Genomic DNA, 22564 nt, shown 5'->3' with positions numbered 1-22564 from the left:
CCGTCATCACTCGCTCACCGAGAAGCGATGGATGTCGTCCTTCTCCATGGCCATCGCTCGGTGGTAGGCGCGGATGACCACGCTCGGCTCACCCTGGGAGCGGATACGGCCGTCCTCGATCCAGATGGCGCGGTTGCACAGCCGCCGCACCTCGGCCGGCGAGTGCGACACGAACAGGAGCGTACCCTTGCGGCGGAAGCTGTCGATCCAGTCGAGGCACTTGCGCTGGAAGGCGGCATCGCCCACCGCCAGCGCCTCGTCGACGACCAGGATCTCGGCCTCGACATGGGCGCAGATGGCAAAGGCGAGACGCGTCCGCATGCCCATCGAGTAGTGTTTGACCGGCTGCTCCATGTAGTCGCCGATGCCGGCGAACTCGGCCATCGAATCGAATTTCTCCAGCACCTCGGAGCGCGACAGGCCCATGACGGCGCCGCCGATCATGATGTTCTCGCGCCCCGACAGCTCGGCGTCGAAGGTGGCGCCGAGCGCCAGCACCGGGGCGACGCGGCCGGTGACGCGCAACTCGCCGTTGGAAGGGAGCGTCATGCCGCAGATCACCTGCAGCAGGGTCGACTTGCCGCAACCGTTGCGCCCCAGGATGCCGATCGAATCGCCGCGGTAGACGTCGAGGTCGATGTCACGCAGCACCCAGAACGGCTTATAGTAGGTCTTCCACGTCCCAAACATGACCTGCTTCAGCCAGTCGCTGCGATGAGCGTAGAGCTGGTAGGCCTTGCCGAGGTGCCGGGTCCGGACGACGACCTCAGATGACGTCGACGATGACATTCCGGTACCTGTCGAAGAACCAATAGCCGAAGTAGAAGGTGAAGATCGCCGTCGCCAGCGCCCACAGGACAGTCAGCGGATTGGGCAACGTGCCGGTCAGCACGAGGTCGCGCATGATCTCGACATAGGCGGTCAGTGCGTTGCCGTGGATCGCCAGGTTCCAGGGGAACGACCAGCTGCCGGGCGAAAAGAACACCGGCGTCATGAACATGAACAGCGGCACGATGTTGATCATCAGGTAGCCGGCATCGCGCGTGAAGGCGCCGATGGCGGACAGGAACCACGACAGGCCCATGAGGAACGCCGACAGCGGAATGAAGATCAGCGGCACGAAGATCACGGTCCAGGGCAGGCCGCCTTTCACGGCGGCGACGCAGATCAGCATGACGATGGCGCCGATGCCGGTATAGGCCGCGGCGCGCAGGGTCGAGATCACCGCCAGCATGTCCGAGGGGAAGATCGTCTGCTTGATGAAGTGGGCGTACTCGTGCAGCAGCATCGGCGAGCGGTACGCCATCTCCGAGAAGAAGTTGAAGACGATAAGGCCGGCGAAGATGAACAGCGCGTATGCAATCGGCTTCTGGCCCTGCTCGCCCACGAACGTCATCTGCAGCTTGGTCGTGAAGGCGAAGGTGTAGACGGCGATGGCGAACAGCGGTGCCGCGACCGCCCACAGCCAGCCGCCGGCAGAGCCGGTGAAACGCGAGGCGAGCTCGCGGCGCAGGATCGCCAGGATGATCTCCCGGTTGTAGCGCATCTGGAGCAACGGCTTGGCAAGGAAGCGCTTGAAGCGCTGCGACGGGTCGAGCGCCTCGACCACGATCTGCTTGCCGTTGACGACTTTCACCGACGGCATGAGCCGCGTCTCTCCTTCTCGCCTGTGCTGGTGAGCCCGGTAGGGATCGAACCTACGACCACCTGATTAAAAGTCAGATGCTCTACCGCTGAGCTACGGGCTCGCTCCGGCCTGGCGCGGAGGACCGAAACCCCGCGCGGCGCCCGTATAAGATGCGCAGGCCGCGCGGTCAACGCGGCGGGCCGCCCAGTACCCCGGCCGGTCAGCCTTTCTTGAACTTGTCCTTCAGGCGCTGAAACACCTTCTTGGACACGAACTGCGAGGTATCGCCGCCCAATCGGGCGATGTCCTTGACCAGCGAGGAGGCGATGAACTGGTGCCGGTCGGAGGCCATCAGGAAGATGGTCTCGATATTGGGCTCCATGCGGGCATTCATGTTGGCCATCTGGATCTCGTACTCGAAGTCCGAGACCGCGCGCAGGCCGCGAATGATCACCGAGGCGCCGACTTCGCGCGCAAAATGGATCAGGAGCCCGTCGAACGGCGCGATCTGGATGCGTGCCTTGTCGGCCGCCGAGAAGTCCTCGATGTCGTCCTTGATGATGTCGATGCGTTCCTGCAGCGAGAACAGCGGCCCCTTGCCGATGTTGGTTGCGGGCCCGATCACCAGCTTGTCGACCAGCCTGAGCGATCGGCGCACGACTTCCATGTGCCCGCTGGTGATGGGATCGAACGTGCCCGGATACACGCCGACGCGTTCTGACGCCATGTCTTGCCCCCACTTCCCCATGACTGGTGCGCCCATTCGAGCGGCTTCTGCGGCGGCGAAGTCTTAGCGGCACGGCTAGTCCTTATCCACCGTTGTTTCGGCATGGCTTTCGCCATTGCCGTTGCCATTGCCGTTCTCGGCGCTGGCATCGTCCTCGCCCATGCGAACCGCGGACACCACGCGCTCGCCCTCGCTGACATTGACGATGCGTACGCCGCGCGTGGCGCGGCCCGCAATGCGGATTCCATCCACCGGGCAGCGGATCAGCGTGCCGCCGTCGGTCACCAGCATGATCTGGTCGCTATTCAGCACGGGGAACGCCGCCACCACCTCGCCGCCCCTGGCCAGGCTCATCAGCTCGACACCCTTGCCGCCGCGGCCGGTCACCCGGTACTCGTAGGCCGAGGTGCGCTTGCCGAAGCCCGACGAGGCCACGGTCAGCACGAACTCCTCCTTGTCCTGCAGCTCCCTGAAACGGTCCTCCGACAGCGTCGCGGCAGCGGCGGTGGCCTCCTCGGCAGCCGGCGTTGCCTCCTCCTCCGCCGCCTCGGCGGCGTTCTCGGCCATGTTCTCAGCTTGCCGCAGCGCGCGGGAGCGGCGCAGGTAGCCTTCGCGCTCCTCGGCCGTGATGCCCTTGCCGCCGTCGACCAGCGACATCGAGATCACCTCGTCGCCCTCGGCCAGCGCGATGCCGCGCACGCCCGTCGAATTGCGGCTGGCGAAGACGCGCACGGTGGCGACCGGGAAACGCATGGCGCGGCCCTGGCGGGTCGCCAGCAGCACGTCCTGCTCCTCGCTGCAGACGCCGACGCCGATCAGCCGGTCGCCGGCATCGTCGCCCTCGAACTTCATGGCGATCTTGCCGGTCTGGTTGACGTTGACGAAGTCGCTGAGCTCGTTGCGCCGCACGCCGCCGCGCGCCGTGGCGAACATGACGTGCAGCGTCGACCAGCTCGCCTCGTCCTCGGGCATCGGCATGACCGCGCTGATCTTCTCGCCTTCGCTGAGCGGCAGCAGGTTGACGAAGGCCTTGCCGCGGGCCTGTGGCGCACCGAGCGGCAGGCGCCAGACCTTGAGCTTGTAGACGATGCCGCGGCTGGAGAAGAACAGCACCGGCGTATGCGTATTGGCGACGAACAGGCTCGAGACGAAGTCGTCCTCGCGCGTGGCCATGCCCGAGCGGCCCTTGCCGCCGCGCCGCTGGGCGCGGTAGGCCGAGACCGGCACCCGCTTGACATAGCCGCCATGCGTCACCGTGACGACCATGTCCTCGCGCTGGATCAGGTCCTCGATGTCCTCTTCGAACTCGTTGTCGAGGATCTCGGTGCGCCGCGGCGTGGCGAACTGCTCCTTGATCTCGATCAGCTCCTTGCGCATCAGCGCGAACAGCTTGCCGCGGTCGGCCAACAACTCGAGATAGCCTTCGATCAGCTTGGCGACCTCGGTCAGTTCCTCGGCGATCTTGTCGCGCTCCAGGCCGGTCAGGCGCTGCAGGCGCAGTTCGAGGATGGCGCGCGCCTGCGCCTCCGACAGCCGGTAGGTCCCCTCCGCCGAGACCTCGCGGCCGGGCTCGGCGATCAGCAAGATCAGCGGCGCCACGTCGGCCGCCGGCCAGTCGCGCGCCATCAAGCGCTCACGCGCCACCACCGGGTCGGGCGAGCGGCGGATCATCTCGATCACCTCGTCGATGTTGGCGACGGCGATGGCGAGGCCGACCAGCACGTGGGCGCGGTCGCGGGCATGGCGCAGCTCGTAGTTGGTCCGCCGCGTCAGCACCTCGGCGCGGAAGCGGATGAAAGCCTCGAGCAGCTCCTTGAGACTCATCAGCCGCGGCCGGCCGCCATCCAGCGCCAGTGCATTGACGCTGAAGTTCGTCTGCAGCGGCGTGTAGCGGTAGAGCTGGTTCAGCACGACGTCGGCCATGGCGTCGCGCTTCAGCTCGACGACCAGGCGCACGCCGTCGCGGTCGCTCTCGTCGCGCACCTCGGATACGCCCTCGACCTTCTTGTCGCGCACCACCTCGGCGATGCGCTCGTGCAGGCGCGCCTTGTTCTCCTGGTAGGGGATCTCCGAAATGATGATGGATTCGCGGCCGCCGCGGCTCTCCTCGATGCGCGTCTTGGCCCGCATGATCAGCGAACCGCGGCCGAGCTCGAAGGCAGCGCGGATGCCGTTGCGGCCGAGAATCGTGGCGCCGGTCGGGAAGTCCGGGCCCGGCACGATCTCCGTGATCTGCTGGATCGTGAGCTCGGGATTGTCGATCAGCGCGCAGCAGGCATCGATCAACTCGCCGAGATTGTGCGGCGGGATGTTGGTTGCCATGCCGACGGCAATGCCGCCCGCGCCATTGGCCAACAGATTGGGGAACGCGGCCGGCAGGACCGTGGGCTCGCTCTCGCGCTCGTCGTAGTTCGGCTGGAACTCGACCGTTTCCTTGTCGATGTCGGCCAGCAGCGTCTCCGCGGCCGGCGCCAGACGCGCCTCGGTGTAGCGCATGGCCGCCGGCGGATCGCCGTCCATCGAGCCGAAATTGCCCTGCCCGGAGATCAGCGGCAGGCGCATGGAGAAGTCCTGCGCCATGCGCACCATGGCGTCGTAGATCGCCGAGTCGCCGTGCGGATGATACTTGCCCATCACGTCGCCGACGATGCGGGCGGACTTGCGGAAGGGCCGCGTCGAATCGTAGCCGCCTTCCTTCATCGCGTAGAGGATGCGGCGCTGCACGGGCTTCAGGCCGTCACGCGCGTCGGGCAATGCGCGCGCCACGATCACGCTCATGGCGTAATCGAGGTAGGAGCGGCGCATCTCCTCTTCGATGGTTATCGGCGCGATGTCGTGCGGCGGCTGAGGCGGCGGTGGAGGCGCGTCTGGGGGCGGCGGCGCCGGTGGAAGGGTCGTATCGTCGCTCACGGAAACCTGGTTTTTGCTCGCATTTGTGGCCCTGCCAGAGGGCCCGGCGGAACGAAACCGCACCCTAGCAAAACAGGCCGCAAAGACCAACAAAAAACGGTCGGGAGACCACTATTTAACGCTTTGATTTTATTGGCTAAATTGACCGCGAAAACGCTCCTTCGAAAGGCCCTGAATTGACCCCCAAAACAGCCCAAAAAACGGGCCGGACGGCCCCCTCCGTGGTGGTTTTCGACATGGGCGGAGTGTTGATCGACTGGAACCCCCGCTACCTCTACCGCAAGCTGATCGCCGATCCCGAGGAAATGGAGCGTTTCCTGACCACCGTGACCACCACGCCGTGGCACAATCTGCAGGATGCAGGCGCAGATCCCGCCGAGGCGACACGGCTGCTCAAGGCCAAGCATCCCGGCCGGGAAGCCCTCATTGAGGCCTTCTACGGCCGCTTCGACGAGATGATGGAACAATCCTTCCCCGAGATGGTGGCGCTGGTCGAGCGCCTGCATGGCGCCAGAACGCCGCTCTACCTGCTCTCCAACGCACCCGATCTGGTCGACGTCTGGGTGCGCGGGCCGGCCCACGTCCGGCATCCGTTCTTCGGCCATTTCCGCGACTACGTGGTCTCGGGCGTCGTGAAGTGTCTCAAGCCGGACGCCGCAATCTACGACATCGTCTGCCGCACCGGCGGCTTCCAGCCAGGCGAGGCGGTGCTGATCGACGACAACCTGCCCAACGTCGAGGGCGCCCGCGCCTTCGGCATGCATGCCGTCCACCACCGCTCGGCGACCGAGACCGTGGAGGCCTTGCGCAAATTGGGCTTACTGGCGTGAAGCTGCCGGCCGCGCTCGGCGACCTGCCGCGGCCGCTCTATTTCTTCGACGGCTACTGCGTGCTGTGCAGCGGCTTCGTCGCCTTCTGCCTGGCGCGCGACCCCGAGGGCCGGCTGAAATTCGCCAGCGCGCAATCGGCGCTGGGCCGTCGTGTGCTGCGCGAACTCGGCCTGCCCGATGGCACTTTCGACCGGACGATCCTGCTGCTCGACGGTGACGAGGTGTACCTGCGGTCGGCCGCCGTCCTGCGCTCGCTGCGCCATCTGCGCGGACCGGTGCGATGGCTTCGGCCGTTGATTCTGGTCCCGGCCTTCCTGCGCGACCCGCTCTACGCCCTCATCGCCCGCAACCGCTATCGCTGGTTCGGTCGCCGACCGAGCTGTTTCGTGCCCACGCCCCAGACGCGCGATCGTTTCATCGATCTGTAGGTCAGCGCACGCCGTAGGCGAAGTTCAGCATCGACGTCAGCCCGTCACGCGCCTCGTTGGCGTCCATGCCGAGCGTCTGGAAATAAGCAGCCAGCCGGTTGATGCCGTTGGCGTCGGCCGGTCCGTTCGGCGGCATCCGGTTGGCGAGCTTGGCGCAGATCGTCCAGCTCAAGGTTCGCCGCAGCCGATTCTGGTTGGCGAGGAAGGCCGGGTTGCTGGCCGCCCTTTCGAACAGCCGTCCCCAGGCCTGATTGACCGCCGAGTTGACGGCCTCGATGCGGATGTAGCCAGCGCCGCCCGGGCTGCGGGCGCGGTTGAGCAGATGGTCGACGTCATAGCCCGCGACGTTGGTCGTCGTGGCCTGCGTTCCGTAAACGTGGTTGAGAAAGCCGATGAAGGCGGTGCGATATCCCGTGTAGCTCGCCTTGACCCAGACGCTGGCGTTGCGATCGGGATCGCCTGGGCGCGACACGATCACGGTGTTGGTCTGGCTGCGCCGGCCGACGGCGCCGACGCCCGCTCCCCGACCACGATCGTCGAGGAAGGTCAGCACCGGAAGCACGGCAGGCGATTCCACCTGCACGACGATGAGCGGATCTTGTTGCCAGTCAGCAACGAGGGCGCTGCGTCGCCGCTCGATGATCAGCGTTGGAGTGAGCGCCATGGCCGCCTCCTTCGCCTGGTACGGTGACACGGATGGCGGGCAGAATCATGGCCGACTGCCCGCGGCGATTCTTCATCGTTCTGTAAGCCATCCGCGGTAGCGAACCAGCAGGCCAATCAGCGGCAGGCCGATCTGCACGTCGAAGCAGAACCGCCCCTTCTCTTCCGACTCCGTCGCTTCGATCACGGGCCACAGGGCGCGCGGCAGAGGCAGGCCGCAGCAGCGCATGCCGGCCATCGAGAGCGTGAGACGTTCGTCGCCGACCTGCACCAACAGATCGAAATCGAGGATGCCGAAGCGTTCGACGATCCAGCCGGCGGGCTTGCGCAGGCCGATGAATTGCCGCGAGCGCATGGTCCGGCCGCCGATGCGCCGCGTCCACAGCTCGCCCGTGCCGGAAGCGGCAAACTCGACGGCGATGGGCGCATCGTCGGTCGGTGCTGGAAGCTGGAACAGCCATGCCACCAGTCGGCCGGCCGAAGTCTCTGCACCGACCACAGTGCAGCGCCCCTTCCAGTGCGACGGGCCGGCATCGTGCAACGCCTGGCCTGCGCGCGACTGACGGTCGTAGGCGACGCCCAGGACGCGCCGATAGAGCGACGGCCGCAGATCGGTCTCGCTCCAGCCCGCGGCGATGCGCAAGCCGGCCCGGCGCCATTCGGCGTCGATCTCGGCCAAGTTCAACAGGCCGAGGCATGGCTGGGCGCCGCGCGTGGCAAGGCCGCCGGCAAGCTTGCGCACCAGCGCCGCCGCCGGCGTCACCGGGATGAAGGGGCCATCGCCTCCTTCGGCGATAAGGCACCACACGCGGGTCTGCGAACCGGCATGCACCTCCAGGCGGAGGCCGCCGCGGTCGGTACCGAGAAAGCGCAGATGGTCGGCGATACCCGCCAACAGAGGCGCTATCGGCGTCAGCGTCCGCAGCAAGCCAAGTCGCACCAGCCAGGACAGCAACCACAGCCCGACGTGGAAGATCGACACTTCCAACCCTGCTCCGGCGAAGGTGTCGCGGACGCCGAAGCGACGGGCGAACAACGCGGGTTCGGGCAGATCGCAGGGCGCCACCCAGCGTTTGCCGAGCCCCGGCAGCGTCATGCGCCGCAGCTCGCCCCAGACGCGGCGGCCAGGCTGATCGGCGATCGGCTTGCCCGCGCTGCCCACGATCGTCGCCACCAGGGCCGGACCGCGCGGCGCGTCGTTGCCGGGCATGATGCCGAAGCCGACGCGTTCGACGGGGCCGTCCTTCAGCGCCTCCTCGACCACCGCGCCGGTGAGGGCAGGCGCGGTGCTGGCGCCGGCGCAGACCAGCACGGCTGCCTTCAGCGCGGCATCGTGCAGGCGGTCGATGCCGAGCACGAAGGCCGCGTCATCGGCGAGATCGAGATAGTGCACGCCGTGGCGGATGCAGCATTCGGCCACGCCATGGTCCTGGCCCTGGAAGGGACCGGCAGCGTTGACCACCACGTCATGGCTGCCCTCGCCCAGCACGCGGTCGAGATCGCAGCGCCAGTCGAGCGCTCGGCCGGTGACGCCGAGCTCGCGCGCCAGCTGATCGACGGCGGCCCGATCGCGCGCGGCGATGGTGAGCTCGATCCCCGGATCGTCGGCAAGCAGTCGGCAGAGCCTGCTGCCGAAGACGCCGGTGCCGCCGAGGACGAGGACGCGCACGCGCCGCTAGCGCAGCCGCGCCTGGAATTCGCTGATCGCCGCCGGCGGCGCCTTGGCATAGGTGCCGCGGCGGCTCACGACGACATTGGTGATGGCGCGCAACGAGATCGCCATCTCGGTCGCCTTGGCAACGATGGCGATGCCGTTCAGCACTGGCGCGTCGTCGATGACGAACGGGCTTTCGCGCGCGAACAGCAGCATCGGCAGGCCGCCCGCCGGGATGATCACTTCGGCGCCCTTCTCGATCAGCGGCTTCACCTGCGTGACGAACTGGCTGCGCACCTGGGCGTAGGCGGTCTCGTCGGTGAAGGCCTTCATGAAGGACGGCAGGTTCATCTTCAGCGCCTGCGTGCCGGCGTAGCGCTCACCAAATCCGTGCATGCGGATCTGCCGATCATGCCAGGGCACGAACACCGGATCGATCGTCACCAGGCCCAACCGGCCGCCCATGCTCAGCGCGGCCAGCAGGTTGGCCTCGCCCAGGCCGATCACCGGGATATCGACGGCGCCCTTGATCTCGATCAGGCCGGGCTCCTGGAAATGGCCGATCACGAAGGCGTCGTAGCCTGCCTTCTCGGCCGCTAGCGCATTGCCGATGACCTGCGCGGCGCAGCGGAACTCGCTCAGCGCATGAAAGGAGTGGTCCGGCGGATCGAGGCCATGGACCTCGAAGCTGATGCCGGGCGATGCCACCTTGGTCAGCATGGCCTGCAGCCGCTCGATATAAGGCGCCTGTTCGACCGGATGAACGAAGCTCTGGTACCAGATCCGCGCCAAGGTCAGCCTCCCCCAAGACTCCGCCGGAACCGCCAGTAACGCAGTCCGAAGTTCATCGGCAAGAGGCCCATTCGCGTGGGAATATCTTTCCGTCCGACCGGCCTGGCGGGAGATAGAACACGGCGGCGTCGAGCCCGGCCGGCCCGCGTATGCCCGCGATCTCGGCGTCACGCAGTAGTCCGCCGGCTGCCTGCGCCAAGCCGTCCTGCAGGCGCGCCCAGGCATCCGGTCCTATGCGCTCGGCATAGTCGGCATAGGCATCGAGCAGAAGAGCCCCGACCGCCGCGTGATCCGCTGCGGTCAGGTACTCGATGGTGCTCACGCCCTAGAACGGAATGTCGTCGTCGAGCTCGGCCTTGCCGCCGCGCGCCGCCGGGCGACCGCCGCCACCGCCGTTGTTGCCGCCTGACGATGGACCGCCGCCGAAATCCTCATCCATGCCGGCGCCCGCACCGGCACCCGCCTCGCCGCCGCCGCTGCGGCCGTCGAGCATGGTGAGCGCACCGCCGAAGCGCGGGATCACGACCTCGGTCGTGTAGCGCTCCTGGCCGCTCTGGTCGGTCCATTTGCGGGTCGACAGCTGCCCCTCGACATAGACCTTGGAACCCTTGCGCACGTATTTCTGTGCGACCTCCGCCAGCTTCTCGTTGAAGATGACGACACGGTGCCATTCGGTGCGCTCCTTGCGTTCGCCGCTCTGGCGATCGCGCCACGTATCCGACGTGGCCACCGACATGTTGACCATGGATCTGCCATCCTGCATGGACCTCACTTCGGGGTCGCGGCCAAGATTGCCGACCAGGATGACTTTGTTGACGCTGCCCGCCATGGGGGCCTCCTTCGCTTTCCCGGTGCCGCGGGGTGCGGCACCTACCTCACGGCGGCCAAACTAGACCTACCCGCCTGTGGGCAGCCACCGATTTTGGGTTGTAGCCGACCACGATCAGCGAGGGGGCGGGGTGAACTTCGCTCATGCTGACCCGCCGACAATTCATTGGTTGGCCGAGCAAACCCTCCCCTATTCTCCCGCGCCATGAGTAATTCCTTTCACGTGTCGCAGGTTTCGCGCGGCCAGGCTTTCGCCATCCTGGGCGGCGCCGCCCTGATGATGACCCTGGCCATGGGCATCCGGCAGAACCTGGGCCTGTTCCAGGCGCCCGCCTCCAAGGAGCTGGGCATCGCCATCTCCGACTTCGCGCTGGCCATCTCGGTCCAGCAGGTCGCCTGGGGGCTGAGCCAGCCGTTCGCCGGCATCATCGCCGACAAGCATGGCACGCGCGGCATCGCCCTGTTCGGCAGCCTGCTGTTCATCGCCGGCGTCGTTCTGACAGCGACCGCCCAGGGCGCGCTGCCGATCGTGTTGGGCGCCGGCGTGCTGATCGGCGTGTCGCTCGCCTGCACGACGTCCGGCATTACCGCCAACATCGCCGCCCGCGTCGTCCAGCCGTCACGCCGCACGCTGGCCTTCGGCATCGTCTCGGCGGCGGGCTCGGTCGGCACCATGGTGACGGCGCCGATCGCGGCCTACATGCTCAATCACGACGGCTGGCGCGCCGGCCTGTGGGCCTTCGCCATCCTGGCGGTCGCCATGCTGCCTGCTGCCTGGATCGGCAGCCGCGCTGACAAGCTGCCCAACGGCGTCGCCACCGACCGCAATCTCAGCTTGATCGGCGCCCTGCACGAGGCGCGGCGCCATCCCGGCTACGTGGTGATGTCCGTCGCCTTCTTCGTCTGCGGCCTGCAGCTCGTGTTCCTCACCACCCATCTGCCGACCTATCTCGCGCAGTGCGGCATGGACGCCTCCTACAGCGCACTGCTGCTGATGCTGGTCGGCGGCTTCAACATCCTGAGCTCGTGGCTGTTCGGCTGGCTGGGCGACAAGTATCCCAAGCGCCTGCTGCTGGGCGGTATCTACCTCGGCCGCTCCGTCGCGCTGGCGCTCTTTTTCATGTTCCCGCCGACGCCGCTCTCCGTGGTCCTGTTCGGCATCGTCATGGGCACCCTGTGGCTGGGCGTCATTCCGCTGGTCAACGGCCTGGTCGTGCAGATCTTCGGCCTGCGCTACCTGTCGACGCTGACCGGTATCGCCTTTCTCAGCCACCAGGCCGGCTCCTTCCTTGGCGCCTGGGGCGGCGGCTATATCTTCGACCTGATGGGCTCCTACGACCTCGCCTGGAAGATCGGCGTCTTCATCGGCCTGGTTGCCGGCACGATGCAGCTGCTGATGAACGACCGGCCGACGGCCCGGATGCGGGACCTGCAGGCGGCTGCGTGACGGTTCGGCTACTGCCACCAAGTGGCAGGTACTCCGCGCCTGTTGCTCGGGAAGTGCAAGCATTGCAAGCATTTCCAGCGTGACGCAGGGGCTGGGAAAGCTGGGGGTTAATCGCCATATGCGATGGTCCCCTGCATCGCCTATTGTTGCCCGCACCGATGGCCAAATCACGCACCCCTGTTGCCGAGCCGCACCGTTTCATCTCGATCCGGGGCGCGCGCGAGCACAATCTGAAGAACGTCGACCTCGACCTGCCGCGCGATCGCCTGGTGGTGATCACCGGCCTGTCGGGTTCCGGCAAGTCGTCCCTTGCTTTCGATACGATCTACGCCGAAGGCCAGCGCCGCTACGTCGAGAGCCTGTCGGCCTATGCCCGCCAGTTCCTCGAGCTGATGCAGAAGCCCGACGTCGATTCGATCGAGGGCCTGTCGCCGGCCATCTCGATCGAGCAGAAGACGACGTCGCGCAACCCGCGCTCGACTGTCGGAACCGTCACCGAGATCTACGACTACCTGCGCCTCTTGTTCGCCCGCGTCGGCATTCCCTATTCGCCGGCGACCGGTCTGCCGATCGAAAGCCAGACGGTGTCCCAGATGGTCGATCGCGTGAAGGCGATGGCCGAGGGCACGCGGCTCTACCTGATGGCGCCCATCGTGCGCGGTCGCAAGGGCGAGTACCGCAAGGAACTGCAGGAGCTGCAGAAGAAGGGGTTCCAGAGGGTCAAGATCGACGGCAAGCTCTACGAGATCGCCGAAGCGCCGTCGCTCGACAAGAAGTACAAGCACGACATCGACGTCGTCGTCGACCGCATCGTCGTGCGCCCCGACCTCGGCAACCGTCTCGCTGATTCGATCGAGACCGCGCTCAATCTCGCCGAGGGCCTCGCCGTCGCCGAGAACGCCGACAATGGCGAGCGCATGGTGTTCTCGGCGCGCTTCGCCTGCCCGGTGTCCGGCTTCACCATCGAGGAGATCGAGCCGCGCCTGTTCTCCTTCAACGCGCCGCAGGGCGCCTGCCCAGCCTGCGATGGCCTGGGCGTGAAGATGTTCTTCGATCCGGAGATGGTGGTTCCGGACGACCGGCTGTCGCTTGCAGAGGGTGCGATCGCGCCGTGGGCCGATTCGTCGGGCCAGTACTACATGCAGACGCTGGAGAGCATCGCCAAGCACTTCAAGGTCAAGATGAGCGTGCCGTGGAAGGACCTGCCCAAGAAGGTGCGCGACGTCATCCTGTCCGGCAGCGGCGGCGAATCGATCGCCATGCGCTACGATGACGGCATCCGCCAGTACCAGACGACCAAGCCGTTCGAAGGCGTAATCCCCAACCTCGACCGCCGCTGGAAGGAGACCGATTCCTCCTGGGTGCGTGAGGAGCTCGAGCGCTTCCAGCACGAGAGCAAGTGCGAGACCTGCGGCGGCGCCCGCCTGAAGCCCGAGGCGCTGGCTGTGAAGATCGCCGGCCTGAACATCAGCCAGACCACCGAGTTCTCGATCGGCGAGGCGGTGAAGTGGTTCCTCGAGCTGTCGCCCAAGCTCACGGCCAAGCAGAACGAGATCGCCGCCCGCATCCTCAAGGAGATCAACGAGCGGCTGGGATTCCTGGACAATGTCGGCCTGTCGTACCTGACGTTGAACCGCACGTCGGGCACGCTGTCGGGCGGCGAGAGCCAGCGCATCCGATTGGCGTCGCAGATCGGCTCCGGCCTGACCGGCGTGCTCTACGTCCTGGACGAGCCGTCGATCGGCCTGCACCAGCGCGACAATGACCGGCTGCTGAAGACGCTGACGCGCCTGCGCGACCTCGGCAACACGGTGCTGGTCGTCGAGCACGACGAAGATGCGATCCGGTCGGCCGATCACCTGGTCGACATGGGCCCGGGCGCCGGCGCCCACGGCGGCAATGTCATCGCCGAGGGCACGCCCGAGGATGTGATGCGCAACAGCGCCAGCCTCACCGGGCAATATCTCTCGGGCTTCCGCCAGATCCCCATCCCCAAGACGCGGCGCGAGCCGCCGGCCAAAGGCGGCCGCTGGCTGACCGTCAAGGGCGCCAAGGAAAACAACCTGCAGAACGTGACGGCCAGCATCCCGCTCGGCACCTTCACCTGCGTCACCGGCGTGTCGGGCAGCGGCAAGAGCACGCTGATTGTCGAGACCCTGTACAAGGCGCTGGCCAAGCGCCTGAACAATGCGCGCGAGCATCCCGGCGTCCATAGCGGGCTCGACGGCGTCGGCCATCTCGACAAGATCGTCGATATCGACCAGTCGCCGATCGGCCGCACGCCGCGCTCCAACCCGGCGACCTACACCGGCGCCTTCTCACCGATCCGCGACTGGTTCGCCCAGCTTCCGGAATCGAGCGAGCGAGGCTACAAGCCCGGCCGCTTCTCGTTCAACGTCAAGGGCGGCCGCTGCGAGGCCTGCCAGGGCGACGGCGTCATCAAGATCGAGATGCACTTTTTGCCGGACGTGTACGTCCAGTGCGACGTCTGCAAGGGCAAGCGCTACAATCGCGAGACCTTGGAGATCCACTTCCGCGGCAAGTCGATCGCCGACGTGCTCGAGATGACGGTCGACGAGGGCGTCGAGTTCTTCAAGGCCGTGCCGATCATCCGCGACAAGCTCTTGACCTTGCAGCAGGTCGGCCTGGGCTACATCCATATCGGCCAGCAGGCGACGACCCTCTCGGGCGGCGAGGCGCAGCGCGTGAAGCTCGCCAAGGAACTGTCGCGCCGCGCCACCGGCCGCACGCTCTACATCCTCGATGAGCCAACCACCGGCCTGCACTTCGAGGACGTGCGCAAGCTCCTGGAGGTGCTGCACCGGCTGGTCGAGGGCGGCAACACGGTGCTGGTGATCGAGCACAATCTCGAAGTCATCAAGACCGCCGACTGGGTCCTCGATCTCGGCCCCGACGGCGGCTCCGGCGGCGGCCGGCTGGTCGCCGAGGGTCCGCCCGAGGAGATCGTGAAGGTGGCCGAGAGCTACACGGGGCAGTATCTCGCCCGCCTCCTGCCGCGCAGCGCGGCCGCGAAGAAACGGGCTTAGACTCTTCCGGACCTTCATGCTCTTCGGAGCGCGGACCTCCAGGTCCGCTCATGATCATGATGCGGACCTGGAGGTCCGCGCTCCGCATGAGCGAGCCGGAGGCTCGCGGTCCGGAAGAGCATGAACTTGAGTGACAGCCGTCGCGCGGCCGTCGGCTTCCCAGCCGGCGACAACCAAGCGACCGCTCGCCGCGCCCATCTCGACCACAAGGCGCGTAAAAGCGTTCACGACGGGCGGCACGGCCCATTCCAGGTCTTGCGGGTGAACGTCTGTGAAGGCGGCCATCGCAGCCACACGCCGGCGATTGTTCTCGACAGGAGTGCCCTCGCCGCAAACACGCGGCCGCCAGTCGTCCGATTGCTCGCGCCAGGCATTGGCGACGACCGTTCGGTCGGCGTAGAGGCGAGCGCGCTCTCCATCATGCTCGATCAGAAGGCGCTCGCCGGACGCACACCCTGTCAGAAGGAACAGCACAGGGCGCGCGACAGGCGTCGTTTGGAGGAAGCGGCAAGCCTCATCGAACGTCGCGCAGGTCTCGAATGCGACCCGCAAGACGTGCTCGGGCGGCGGACGGCCGCTGGAGCAGAACGCCTGCACGGCGTTCAGCGCATAATCGAGCCACAGCAGCCAGCCTACCCTCGTGCGCCGACGCATCGGTGCCTGGTTGATCGACGCTGCGAAGCGGCCGGGTGCGACGGCAGTCAGGACACCGGCGAACCCCGGCCAGGTGACATTGAGGAAATCGCCGGCAGGACCGCGTTGGCGGACGACCTCGACCAGCCTGCCCAGCCCGGGGAACGGCCAGTCGAGCGTTCGGCGCAGAACCGGGCCGTCGGGACCGTCGTCGGCCAGTGCCGTGCAGCCGAAGGCGTAGGCGCCGTGCAGCAACCAGACGCCCGGCCGGCCCAAGGTGCGGGCGATGGCAGAGATGTCATCGACAAGGGGCGAGCCCGACCGTAGCAGCCACCACCGCGCCAAAGGATCGGCCAGCCAGGCCAGGAAGCCGCCGAAGGGCAGCCAGCCGAGGCAGGCCTCGCGCAGCGCCACGCCTGCTGGCGGCGTTGCCCGGCATGGGCTGCTGGGCCGCCCTCGCGCATGTCGACGATCGGCACTGCCTCCATGAAGTGAGTGATTGCTCACTTCCGGCCAAAAGTCAAGCGGGACGGCGATCCCAGGTGATGCGGCCGAGGTCGTACTCGAACTGCCGTTCGACCACGGCGGCGGTCGCATCCGATGCATCGGCCCGGCGGTTGGCAACCCGCGCCTGCGCCACGTCTTTTGGCACGTCGAGCCAGATGCCCTCGAACGGCACGCCCGTCTTGAGCGCCAGCGCCTCGGCCGCGACCCGCTCGTCCTCGCGGGCGAACACCGCGTCGAGCACGACGCTGTAGCCCGCACGCAGCACGCGCTCGGCGCGGGCCATGAGGGCGTCGTAGACCCTGGTGGATGCGCCGGCGGAGTAGCTGCCCGGCGGCATGCGCTGCTCCAGCGCGATGCCCGCCTGGCGCTTGCGCTCGACGTCGCTGCGCGCCACCACGGCGCCCGGTGCACGGCCGATCTCCGGTGCGAGCTTCACCGCCAGGGTGGTCTTGCCGCTGCCCGACAGGCCGCCGATGGCCAGCAGCCGCGGCGACGCCGGATGCAGGAAATCGAGCGCCATGCGCTGGTAGGCCCTCGGCCCCTCGTAACCCTTGCCCGCCACCGCCGCGCCCGCGGCATCGACGAAAGCGCGCACGCAGGCGCGGCGCGACAGGAAATGCGGCAGCAGCGCCAGCGCCTCGTCATGCGGCGCCTGCGGCAGCTCAGCGATGCGCCACAGCCACTCATTGAACAGGCGATTGGCCAGCGGCCGCAGGCCACGCTCGCAGAGATCCATCAGCGTGAAGGCGAGATCGTAGAGCACGTCGATGCTGGCCATGCGCTCGGAGAATTCGATGGCGTCGAACGGCACCGGCTTGCCGTCGATCAGCACGATGTTGCGCAGGTGCAGATCGCCGTGGCAGCGCCGCACCGCGCCCGCCCCGGCACGGCGCGCCACCAGCTCGATATGCGCTTCGAGCGCCGCGGGCAGCGCCGCCGCCAATGCCTCGGTGATCGACTGGTCGAGCCTGTCGCCCTGCTCACGCAGCTGGCGAATGTCGGCCGCCACCGACCGGCGATAGTCGTCCGGCCCCGAAAAGCCGCTGACCGGCGCCAGGGTGTCGTGGTAGGCGGCGACGCGCCCCCCCAGCGCCGCCATCATCTCGGGCGTGAGCGCGCGGCGGTCGGCCATGCGGTCGAACAGGCCGTCCTCGTCGAAGCGCCGCATGACGACCAGCCAGTCGACGGCGTCGTCGGCGTGCTCGCCGACCTCGCCCAGGCTGAGCTTGCCGTCGCGGCGGCGCACCGGCGCGGTACCGAGATAGATCTCCGGGGCCAGCCGATGGTTGATCTCGATCTCGGCTGCGCACATCGCGCCGCGCCGCTCGGCCGTCGAGAAATCCATGTAGGGGAATTTCACCGCGCGCTTCAGCTTGTAGCCGCGCTCGCGCGTGAGGAAGACCACGGCGCCGTGCGTGTCGATGCGCCGGTCCGGCGCCAGATGCCTGGTCAGGAAGTCGATGACCTCGCTCTGGTCCTCGACCACGAAGGACGGCGGGGCGGTCACGCAGGCCTCGTCAGGGATAGAGCGTGCGCGTCGTCCACGGCGCGTCAGGCGACGGCCGGCGATACTCCAGCCGGTCGTGCAGGCGGAACGCGCCGTCCTGCCAGAACTCGATCAGCAGGGGTTTCAGCCGGAATCCCGACCAGTGCGGCGGCCGCGGCACCTTGCCGATGACGTGCCGGGCGGCGTACTCGGCGACACGCTTCTCCAGGGCGAACCGGCTCTCCAGCGGCCGCGACTGGTCCGAGGCCCAGGCGCCGATCTGGCTGCCGCGGTCGCGACTGCCGAAATAGGCGTCGGCCTCCTCGGCCGTGGTCGGCGCCACCGGCCCTTCCAGGCGGATCTGGCGGCGTAGCGACTTCCAATGGAACAGCATGGCCGCCTTGGGATGGGCCAGCAGATGCTCGCCCTTACGGCTCTCATGGTTTGTGTAGAAGACGAAGCCCGAGGCGTCGAAACCTTTCAGCAGGACCATCCGCACCGCCGGCGTCCCGTCCGGCCCTACGGTGGCAAGGCTGAGCGCCGTCGGGTCGTTTGGCTCGCTCTTCTCGGCCTCGGCATACCACGCGGCGAAAAGTTCTAACGGATCGGACTTTTCAGGGATCATGACCACAATATGAGGGGCTGTGGGCGGCAAGACCACCGGCATCTTGTCCCGCTAGCCGTCCCCCGCTAGAACCGACCCATGACCGTAGCTGGACAATTGATGGCCGGTAAAAAGGGCCTCGTCATGGGCGTCGCCAACGAGCGCTCGATCGCCTGGGGCATCGCCAAGGCCTGCCACGATCACGGCGCAGAAATGGCCTTTACCTTCCAGGGCGAGGCCCTGGAACGGCGGGTCCGGCCGCTGGCCAGCTCGATCGGCGCCAAGATCATCCTGCCCTGCGACGTCACCGACGCGAAAAGCATCGACGCCTCCTTCGCCGAGATCGAGAAGCAGTGGGGTGAGCTCGACTTCGTGGTCCATGCCATCGCCTTCTCCAACAAGGACGAGTTGCGCGGCCGCTATCTCGACACCACGCCGGAGAACTTCGCCCTCACCATGAACGTGAGCTGCTACTCGCTCACGGCGGTGGCCCAGCGCGCCGTGCCGCTGATGAAGAACGGCGGCAGCCTGCTCACCCTCACCTACTACGGCGCCGAGCGCGTCATCCCGCACTACAACGTCATGGGCGTCGCCAAGGCGGCCCTCGAGGCCAGCGTGCGCTATCTCGCCGCCGACCTCGGCGAGCAGAAGATCCGCGTCAACGCCATCTCGGCCGGCCCGATCAAGACCCTGGCTTTCGCCGGCATCAACGACGGCCGCTATATACTGAAGTGGAACGAGCTCAACTCGCCGCTCAAGCGCAACATCACGCAGGAAGAAGTCGGCAACTCAGCCCTCTACCTGCTGTCCGATCTCGGCACCGGCATGACCGGTGAAGTGATGCATGTCGACGGCGGCTACCACGTCGTCGGCATGATCAAGACCTCGTCGGCCAAGCAGATCGCGGAGCTGCTGGGCAACTTCGAGGGCGAGTAGGACGGAGGCCGGCAGCCATGGCCGGCAGCAGTTTCGGCACGCTCTTCCGGTTCACCAGCTGGGGCGAAAGCCACGGGCCGGCGATCGGCTGCGTCGTCGACGGCGCCCCGCCGCGCATTCCCCTTGCCGAGGCCGATATCCAGGTCTGGATGGACAAGCGCCGGCCCGGCCAGTCGCGCTTCGTCACCCAGCGCCAGGAGCCGGACACCGTGAGGATCCTGTCCGGCGTGTTCGAGGGCGTCACCACCGGCACGCCGATCGCGCTGCACATCGACAATGTCGACCAGCGCTCGCGTGACTATGGGGAGATCAAGGACCAGTTCCGGCCCTCGCACGCCGACTACACCTATTTCAAGAAATACGGCGTGCGCGACTATCGCGGCGGCGGTCGCCAGTCGGCGCGCGAGACCGCGGTGCGCGTTGCCGCCGGCGCGATCGCCCGCAAGATCCTGGGCGACGATGTGAAGGTACGCGGCGCCGTGGTCCAGCTGGGCACCCAGAAGATCGACCGCGCCAAATGGGACTGGAACGCCACCGCCGACAATCCGTTCTGGTGTCCCGACCGTCAGGCGGCGCAGGTCTGGGAAGGCTATCTCGACGATGTGCGCAAGCGCGGCAGCTCGGTCGGCGCTGTGATCGAGGTGGTCGCGTCGGGCATTCCCGTCGGGCTGGGCGATCCGGTCTATGACAAGCTTGATGCCGACCTCGCCAAGGCGCTGATGAGCATCAACGCCGTGAAAGGCGTGGAGATCGGTGACGGCTTCGCCACGGCGGCGATGAGCGGCGAGGAGAACGCCGATGAGATGCGCATGAAGGACGGCGCGCCGGCCTTCCTCAGCAACCACGCCGGCGGCATTTTAGGCGGCATCTCGACCGGCCAGGACATCGTCTGCCGACTGGTCGTGAAGCCGACCAGCTCGATCCTGCACAATGTGCGCAGCATCGACCGCTTCGGCAACGAGGTCGAACTGCGCACCAAGGGGCGCCACGACCCCTGTGTCGGCATCCGCGGCACACCGGTCGCCGAGGCGATGATGGCCGTGGTGCTGGCCGACCACCTGCTGCGCCATCGCGCGCAGTGCGGTTGAGGCGGCGGTAGTGGCCGCTCAGCCGGTGACGGCGCGCTACAGCACGCTGCACAACGGCAGCATGGCCGTGGTCTCGCTGGGCATGATCGTGGTGGCGATCGCGCATTTCATGACCAACCCGGCCAATGCGCCGACGCTGTCGCTGAACGATCCGCGCTTCGTCCTGTTCTTCATGCTGGCGCTGGCGATGCTCTATTACGTCGTCCTGGGCGTCAGCCGGGTGCGCAATCGCGAACCGCAGGTCGTCATCGACCATGGCGGCATCCGCCTGGGCTTCGGCCGCAACAACCATTTCACCTGGGATGACATCATCTGGGTGCGCCTGCGCCGGCTGGCATTGCGCCCGCAACTCGAAATCGGCCTCGCCGACCAGGCTTTCATCAGTGCCAACCTTCGCCTCAGCATGTGGAGCTTCGATGACAGCCTGCGTCCGGTGCGCGGCCAGCCGACCACGGTGCTGGTGCGCGACAACGGGCTCGACACCAAGTCATCGGCGATGCTTGACGCCGTAAGGACCTTCCGGCCGAATCTCGTCAAATCCTGAAGTTTTAGACGGAGACTTCGCCATGTGGCGATTCATCGTGGGCCTGCTGGCGACCGTGGGCACCCTCACCCTGCTCGGAATCGGCGGCTGCGCGGCTTTCCTTGCCACGGGCTCCTTCAGCACCACCAAGCCACTGCCGCAGAACGTGGTCCTGTCACTCGACCTGCGCGACGTGCCGTCGGAAACGACCGGCGGTGGCCTCCTGGGCGGTGAGCTGTTTGGCGGCAAGCGCGACATCCTCGAGACCGTGCAGCTCCTGTGGCAGGCGGCCGACGATCCGCGCGTCGTCGGCATGTTCGTCGAGATCGGCGATGAATCGGCCGGCCTCGGCCGCGTCCAGGAGCTGCGCCAGGCGATCGCCCACTTCCGCGGCAAGGGCAAGTTCGCGATCGGCTTCGCCGAATCGCTGGGCAGCGGCGGCACGCACTTCTCCGACTACTATCTCGCTTCGGCGCTGGAGCAGATCTGGCTGCAGCCGAGCGGCGGCTTCGCGGTGGCAGGGCTCGCCATCGAGACGCCGTTCCTCAAGGACGGACTCGACCGCCTCGGCGTGCGCGTCGAAGGCGGCAAGCGCTGGGAATACAAGAGCGCGCCGGACAGCTTCACGGACACGGCCTATCCGCCGCCAGCCCGCGAGAACCTGCAGCAGCTGCTCGACAGCCTCTACGGCCAGTTCGTGAGCGACGTCGCGCGCGAGCGCCATCTCGAGCCGGCGAAGGTCCGCCAGCTCATCGATTCGGTGCCGTTCGACTCCGAGAAGGCGAAGCAGGAGCGCCTGGTCGACCGCATCGGCTATCGCAACGACGCGCTCGATGAGGTGACGACACGCGCCGGAAAGAACCGCACACTGGCCGCGTTGGCCGAGTATGCCAACGATCCGGCACGGCCCAGGCCGCGCGGCGACACGGTGGCCCTGGTGCGCATCAGCGGCGCGATCATGTCGGGATCGCCGAGCCGCGGTCCGCTCGACGACGACAACGTCGCCACCTCTGATGACGTCGTCGACGCGCTCGACCAGGCGGCCTCGGCCAAGGAGGTCAAGGCGATCGTGCTGCGCATCGACTCGCCGGGCGGCACCTACCCCGCGGCCGACGCCATCGCCGACGCCGTCGGCCGCGCCCGCTCAGCCGGCAAGCCGGTGATCGTGTCGATGGGCGATGTCGCGGCCTCGGGCGGCTACATGGCGGCGATGCGCGGCGACGTCATCGTGGCCCAGCCCACGACCATCACGGCCTCGATCGGCGTGTTCGGCATCTGGCCGGTGGCGCACGGGCTTTTGACCTCGCTCGGGATCAACGTCGATCGCCTGTCGGTCGGCACCAATGCCGGCATGTACTCGGTCTTCCAGCCGCCGACGACGGCGCAGCGCGCAGCGATCTCGCGCCAGCTCGATGAGATCTATGCCGACTTCACGCGCCAGGTCGGCGAGGCGCGCAAGCTCGAAGGCAACCGGCTCGACGCGGCGGCGCGCGGCCGCGTCTTCTCCGGCATCGACGCCAAGAAGATGGGCTTGATCGACGAACTGGGCGGCCTGCAGCTCGCGCTCAACATTGCCAAGGCCAAGGCCGGCATCGACGAATCGCGCCAGATCGAGCTGCGCACCTATCCGCCCGAATCCGACCGCTGGCAGAAGATCGTGGATCGCCTGCTAAGGCTGGCGGGCATCGACGCCCAGGGCCCCACGGTGCGCGCGCCACGCGAGGTCCGCGACACCCTCGCCCGCTTCGGCATCGTCGCCCGCCCCGGCAACGTCCGCCTGCCCCCTCTGCCGCCGTTGTGGCGTTAGGCTTCCGGACCTTCATGCTCTTCGGAG

General features: G+C 67.2%; 20 protein-coding genes and 1 tRNA gene. 8 read left to right on the top strand and 13 right to left on the bottom strand.

Translation table 11 applies throughout. The annotated features are described in order from the left end of the window. Positions 1-6 precede the first annotated feature (6 nt). The 5 genes from RSO01_RS17285 to gyrA form a co-directional block, all read right to left on the bottom strand. Complete coding sequence (locus tag RSO01_RS17285) at positions 7-789, bottom strand: ABC transporter ATP-binding protein (RefSeq protein WP_147150365.1); 783 nt, start codon at positions 787-789, stop codon at positions 7-9. Then, the gene (locus RSO01_RS17280) at positions 767-1645 is read right to left on the bottom strand and encodes an ABC transporter permease (protein WP_147150364.1); all 879 of its coding nucleotides are present in this window, start codon (positions 1643-1645) and stop codon (positions 767-769) included. Before RSO01_RS17280 ends, RSO01_RS17285 begins: the two co-directional genes overlap by 23 nt. A gap of 28 nt (positions 1646-1673) precedes the next feature. Continuing rightward, positions 1674-1748 (bottom strand) — tRNA-Lys (locus tag RSO01_RS17275). A 99-nt stretch (positions 1749-1847) separates the two neighbouring features. Next, the gene (gene coaD, locus RSO01_RS17270; protein WP_147150363.1) at positions 1848-2354 is read right to left on the bottom strand and encodes a pantetheine-phosphate adenylyltransferase; all 507 of its coding nucleotides are present in this window, start codon (positions 2352-2354) and stop codon (positions 1848-1850) included. A 75-nt stretch (positions 2355-2429) separates the two neighbouring features. Then, a complete protein-coding gene (gene gyrA, locus RSO01_RS17265; RefSeq protein ID WP_373867923.1) occupies positions 2430-5264 on the bottom strand; it encodes a DNA gyrase subunit A in 2835 nt (944 codons plus the stop codon). Between the two features lie 221 nt (positions 5265-5485). Here gyrA and RSO01_RS17260 point away from each other — a divergent pair, with 221 nt between their 5' ends. Then, entirely contained in the window at positions 5486-6094 is a 609-nt protein-coding gene (locus RSO01_RS17260) for an HAD family hydrolase (RefSeq protein ID WP_373867922.1), read from the top strand. After that, a complete protein-coding gene (locus RSO01_RS17255) occupies positions 6091-6522 on the top strand; it encodes a thiol-disulfide oxidoreductase DCC family protein (protein ID WP_218037369.1) in 432 nt (143 codons plus the stop codon). The genes RSO01_RS17260 and RSO01_RS17255 overlap by 4 nt, the downstream gene beginning before the upstream one ends. Position 6523: 1 nt before the next feature. On the opposite strand, the gene RSO01_RS17250 is transcribed toward RSO01_RS17255, so the two are convergent. The 5 genes from RSO01_RS17250 to ssb all read right to left on the bottom strand — a co-directional run bounded on the left by RSO01_RS17250 (position 6524) and on the right by ssb (position 10460). Then, on the bottom strand, positions 6524-7186 hold the full coding sequence (locus RSO01_RS17250; protein ID WP_147150361.1) for a hypothetical protein: 663 nt from the start codon (positions 7184-7186) through the stop codon (positions 6524-6526). A 72-nt stretch (positions 7187-7258) separates the two neighbouring features. Continuing rightward, positions 7259-8854, bottom strand: coding sequence for a saccharopine dehydrogenase family protein (locus RSO01_RS17245; protein ID WP_147150360.1), 1596 nt, complete (start codon positions 8852-8854; stop codon positions 7259-7261). Between the two features lie 6 nt (positions 8855-8860). After that, positions 8861-9631, bottom strand: a complete 771-nt coding sequence (locus RSO01_RS17240; RefSeq protein WP_147150359.1) for an aspartate/glutamate racemase family protein — start codon at positions 9629-9631, stop codon at positions 8861-8863. 52 nt (positions 9632-9683) lie between these two features. Continuing rightward, on the bottom strand, positions 9684-9953 hold the full coding sequence (locus RSO01_RS17235; RefSeq protein WP_147150358.1) for a hypothetical protein: 270 nt from the start codon (positions 9951-9953) through the stop codon (positions 9684-9686). 3 nt (positions 9954-9956) lie between these two features. Next, positions 9957-10460: a single-stranded DNA-binding protein gene (gene ssb / locus RSO01_RS17230; protein ID WP_147150357.1), complete on the bottom strand. Its 504-nt coding sequence runs from the start codon at positions 10458-10460 to the stop codon at positions 9957-9959. A 204-nt stretch (positions 10461-10664) separates the two neighbouring features. Here ssb and RSO01_RS17225 point away from each other — a divergent pair, with 204 nt between their 5' ends. After that, the gene (locus RSO01_RS17225; RefSeq protein ID WP_147150356.1) at positions 10665-11906 is read left to right on the top strand and encodes an MFS transporter; all 1242 of its coding nucleotides are present in this window, start codon (positions 10665-10667) and stop codon (positions 11904-11906) included. A 158-nt stretch (positions 11907-12064) separates the two neighbouring features. After that, the gene (gene uvrA / locus RSO01_RS17220; RefSeq protein ID WP_147150355.1) at positions 12065-14953 is read left to right on the top strand and encodes an excinuclease ABC subunit UvrA; all 2889 of its coding nucleotides are present in this window, start codon (positions 12065-12067) and stop codon (positions 14951-14953) included. A 54-nt stretch (positions 14954-15007) separates the two neighbouring features. Here uvrA and RSO01_RS17215 read toward each other — a convergent pair whose 3' ends face one another. From RSO01_RS17215 to pdxH, 3 genes are all read right to left on the bottom strand, one after another. After that, positions 15008-16000: an Ntn hydrolase family protein gene (locus RSO01_RS17215; protein WP_147150354.1), complete on the bottom strand. Its 993-nt coding sequence runs from the start codon at positions 15998-16000 to the stop codon at positions 15008-15010. Between the two features lie 106 nt (positions 16001-16106). Beyond that, positions 16107-17600 (bottom strand): bifunctional aminoglycoside phosphotransferase/ATP-binding protein, encoded by a 1494-nt coding sequence (locus tag RSO01_RS17210; protein WP_147150353.1) that lies wholly within the window; start codon positions 17598-17600, stop codon positions 16107-16109. A gap of 10 nt (positions 17601-17610) precedes the next feature. Continuing rightward, positions 17611-18204: a pyridoxamine 5'-phosphate oxidase gene (pdxH, locus tag RSO01_RS17205; protein ID WP_147150352.1), complete on the bottom strand. Its 594-nt coding sequence runs from the start codon at positions 18202-18204 to the stop codon at positions 17611-17613. A 78-nt stretch (positions 18205-18282) separates the two neighbouring features. On the opposite strand from pdxH, the gene fabI reads away from it, so the two are divergent. The 4 genes from fabI to sppA are packed head-to-tail and all read left to right on the top strand — an operon-like array spanning position 18283 to position 22537. After that, complete coding sequence (gene fabI / locus RSO01_RS17200) at positions 18283-19119, top strand: enoyl-ACP reductase FabI (RefSeq protein WP_147150351.1); 837 nt, start codon at positions 18283-18285, stop codon at positions 19117-19119. Between the two features lie 17 nt (positions 19120-19136). Continuing rightward, positions 19137-20207, top strand: a complete 1071-nt coding sequence (aroC, locus tag RSO01_RS17195; protein ID WP_147150350.1) for a chorismate synthase — start codon at positions 19137-19139, stop codon at positions 20205-20207. A 10-nt stretch (positions 20208-20217) separates the two neighbouring features. After that, a complete protein-coding gene (locus RSO01_RS17190) occupies positions 20218-20751 on the top strand; it encodes a hypothetical protein (protein ID WP_147150349.1) in 534 nt (177 codons plus the stop codon). Between the two features lie 22 nt (positions 20752-20773). Then, positions 20774-22537 (top strand): signal peptide peptidase SppA, encoded by a 1764-nt coding sequence (sppA, locus tag RSO01_RS17185; protein WP_147150348.1) that lies wholly within the window; start codon positions 20774-20776, stop codon positions 22535-22537. The last annotated feature ends 27 nt before the right edge of the window (positions 22538-22564 follow it).

Origin of the sequence: Reyranella soli, from assembly GCF_007992495.1 — a bacterium.
GTDB lineage: Bacteria > Pseudomonadota > Alphaproteobacteria > Reyranellales > Reyranellaceae > Reyranella > Reyranella soli.
This window is presented reverse-complemented; position numbering and strand designations above follow the sequence as displayed.

Excerpts from the sequence above, each read along its gene's own strand:
- fabI (WP_147150351.1), top strand. The coding sequence starts at position 18,283 with ATGACCGTAGCTGGACAATTGATGGCCGGTAAAAAGGGCCTCGTCATG.
- coaD (WP_147150363.1), bottom strand. The coding sequence starts at position 2,354 with ATGGCGTCAGAACGCGTCGGCGTGTATCCGGGCACGTTCGATCCCATC.
- pdxH (WP_147150352.1), bottom strand. The coding sequence starts at position 18,204 with ATGATCCCTGAAAAGTCCGATCCGTTAGAACTTTTCGCCGCGTGGTAT.
- ssb (WP_147150357.1), bottom strand. The coding sequence starts at position 10,460 with ATGGCGGGCAGCGTCAACAAAGTCATCCTGGTCGGCAATCTTGGCCGC.
- RSO01_RS17280 (WP_147150364.1), bottom strand. The coding sequence starts at position 1,645 with ATGCCGTCGGTGAAAGTCGTCAACGGCAAGCAGATCGTGGTCGAGGCG.
- RSO01_RS17225 (WP_147150356.1), top strand. The coding sequence starts at position 10,665 with ATGAGTAATTCCTTTCACGTGTCGCAGGTTTCGCGCGGCCAGGCTTTC.
- sppA (WP_147150348.1), top strand. The coding sequence starts at position 20,774 with ATGTGGCGATTCATCGTGGGCCTGCTGGCGACCGTGGGCACCCTCACC.
- uvrA (WP_147150355.1), top strand. The coding sequence starts at position 12,065 with ATGGCCAAATCACGCACCCCTGTTGCCGAGCCGCACCGTTTCATCTCG.
- aroC (WP_147150350.1), top strand. The coding sequence starts at position 19,137 with ATGGCCGGCAGCAGTTTCGGCACGCTCTTCCGGTTCACCAGCTGGGGC.
- RSO01_RS17250 (WP_147150361.1), bottom strand. The coding sequence starts at position 7,186 with ATGGCGCTCACTCCAACGCTGATCATCGAGCGGCGACGCAGCGCCCTC.
- RSO01_RS17285 (WP_147150365.1), bottom strand. The coding sequence starts at position 789 with ATGTCATCGTCGACGTCATCTGAGGTCGTCGTCCGGACCCGGCACCTC.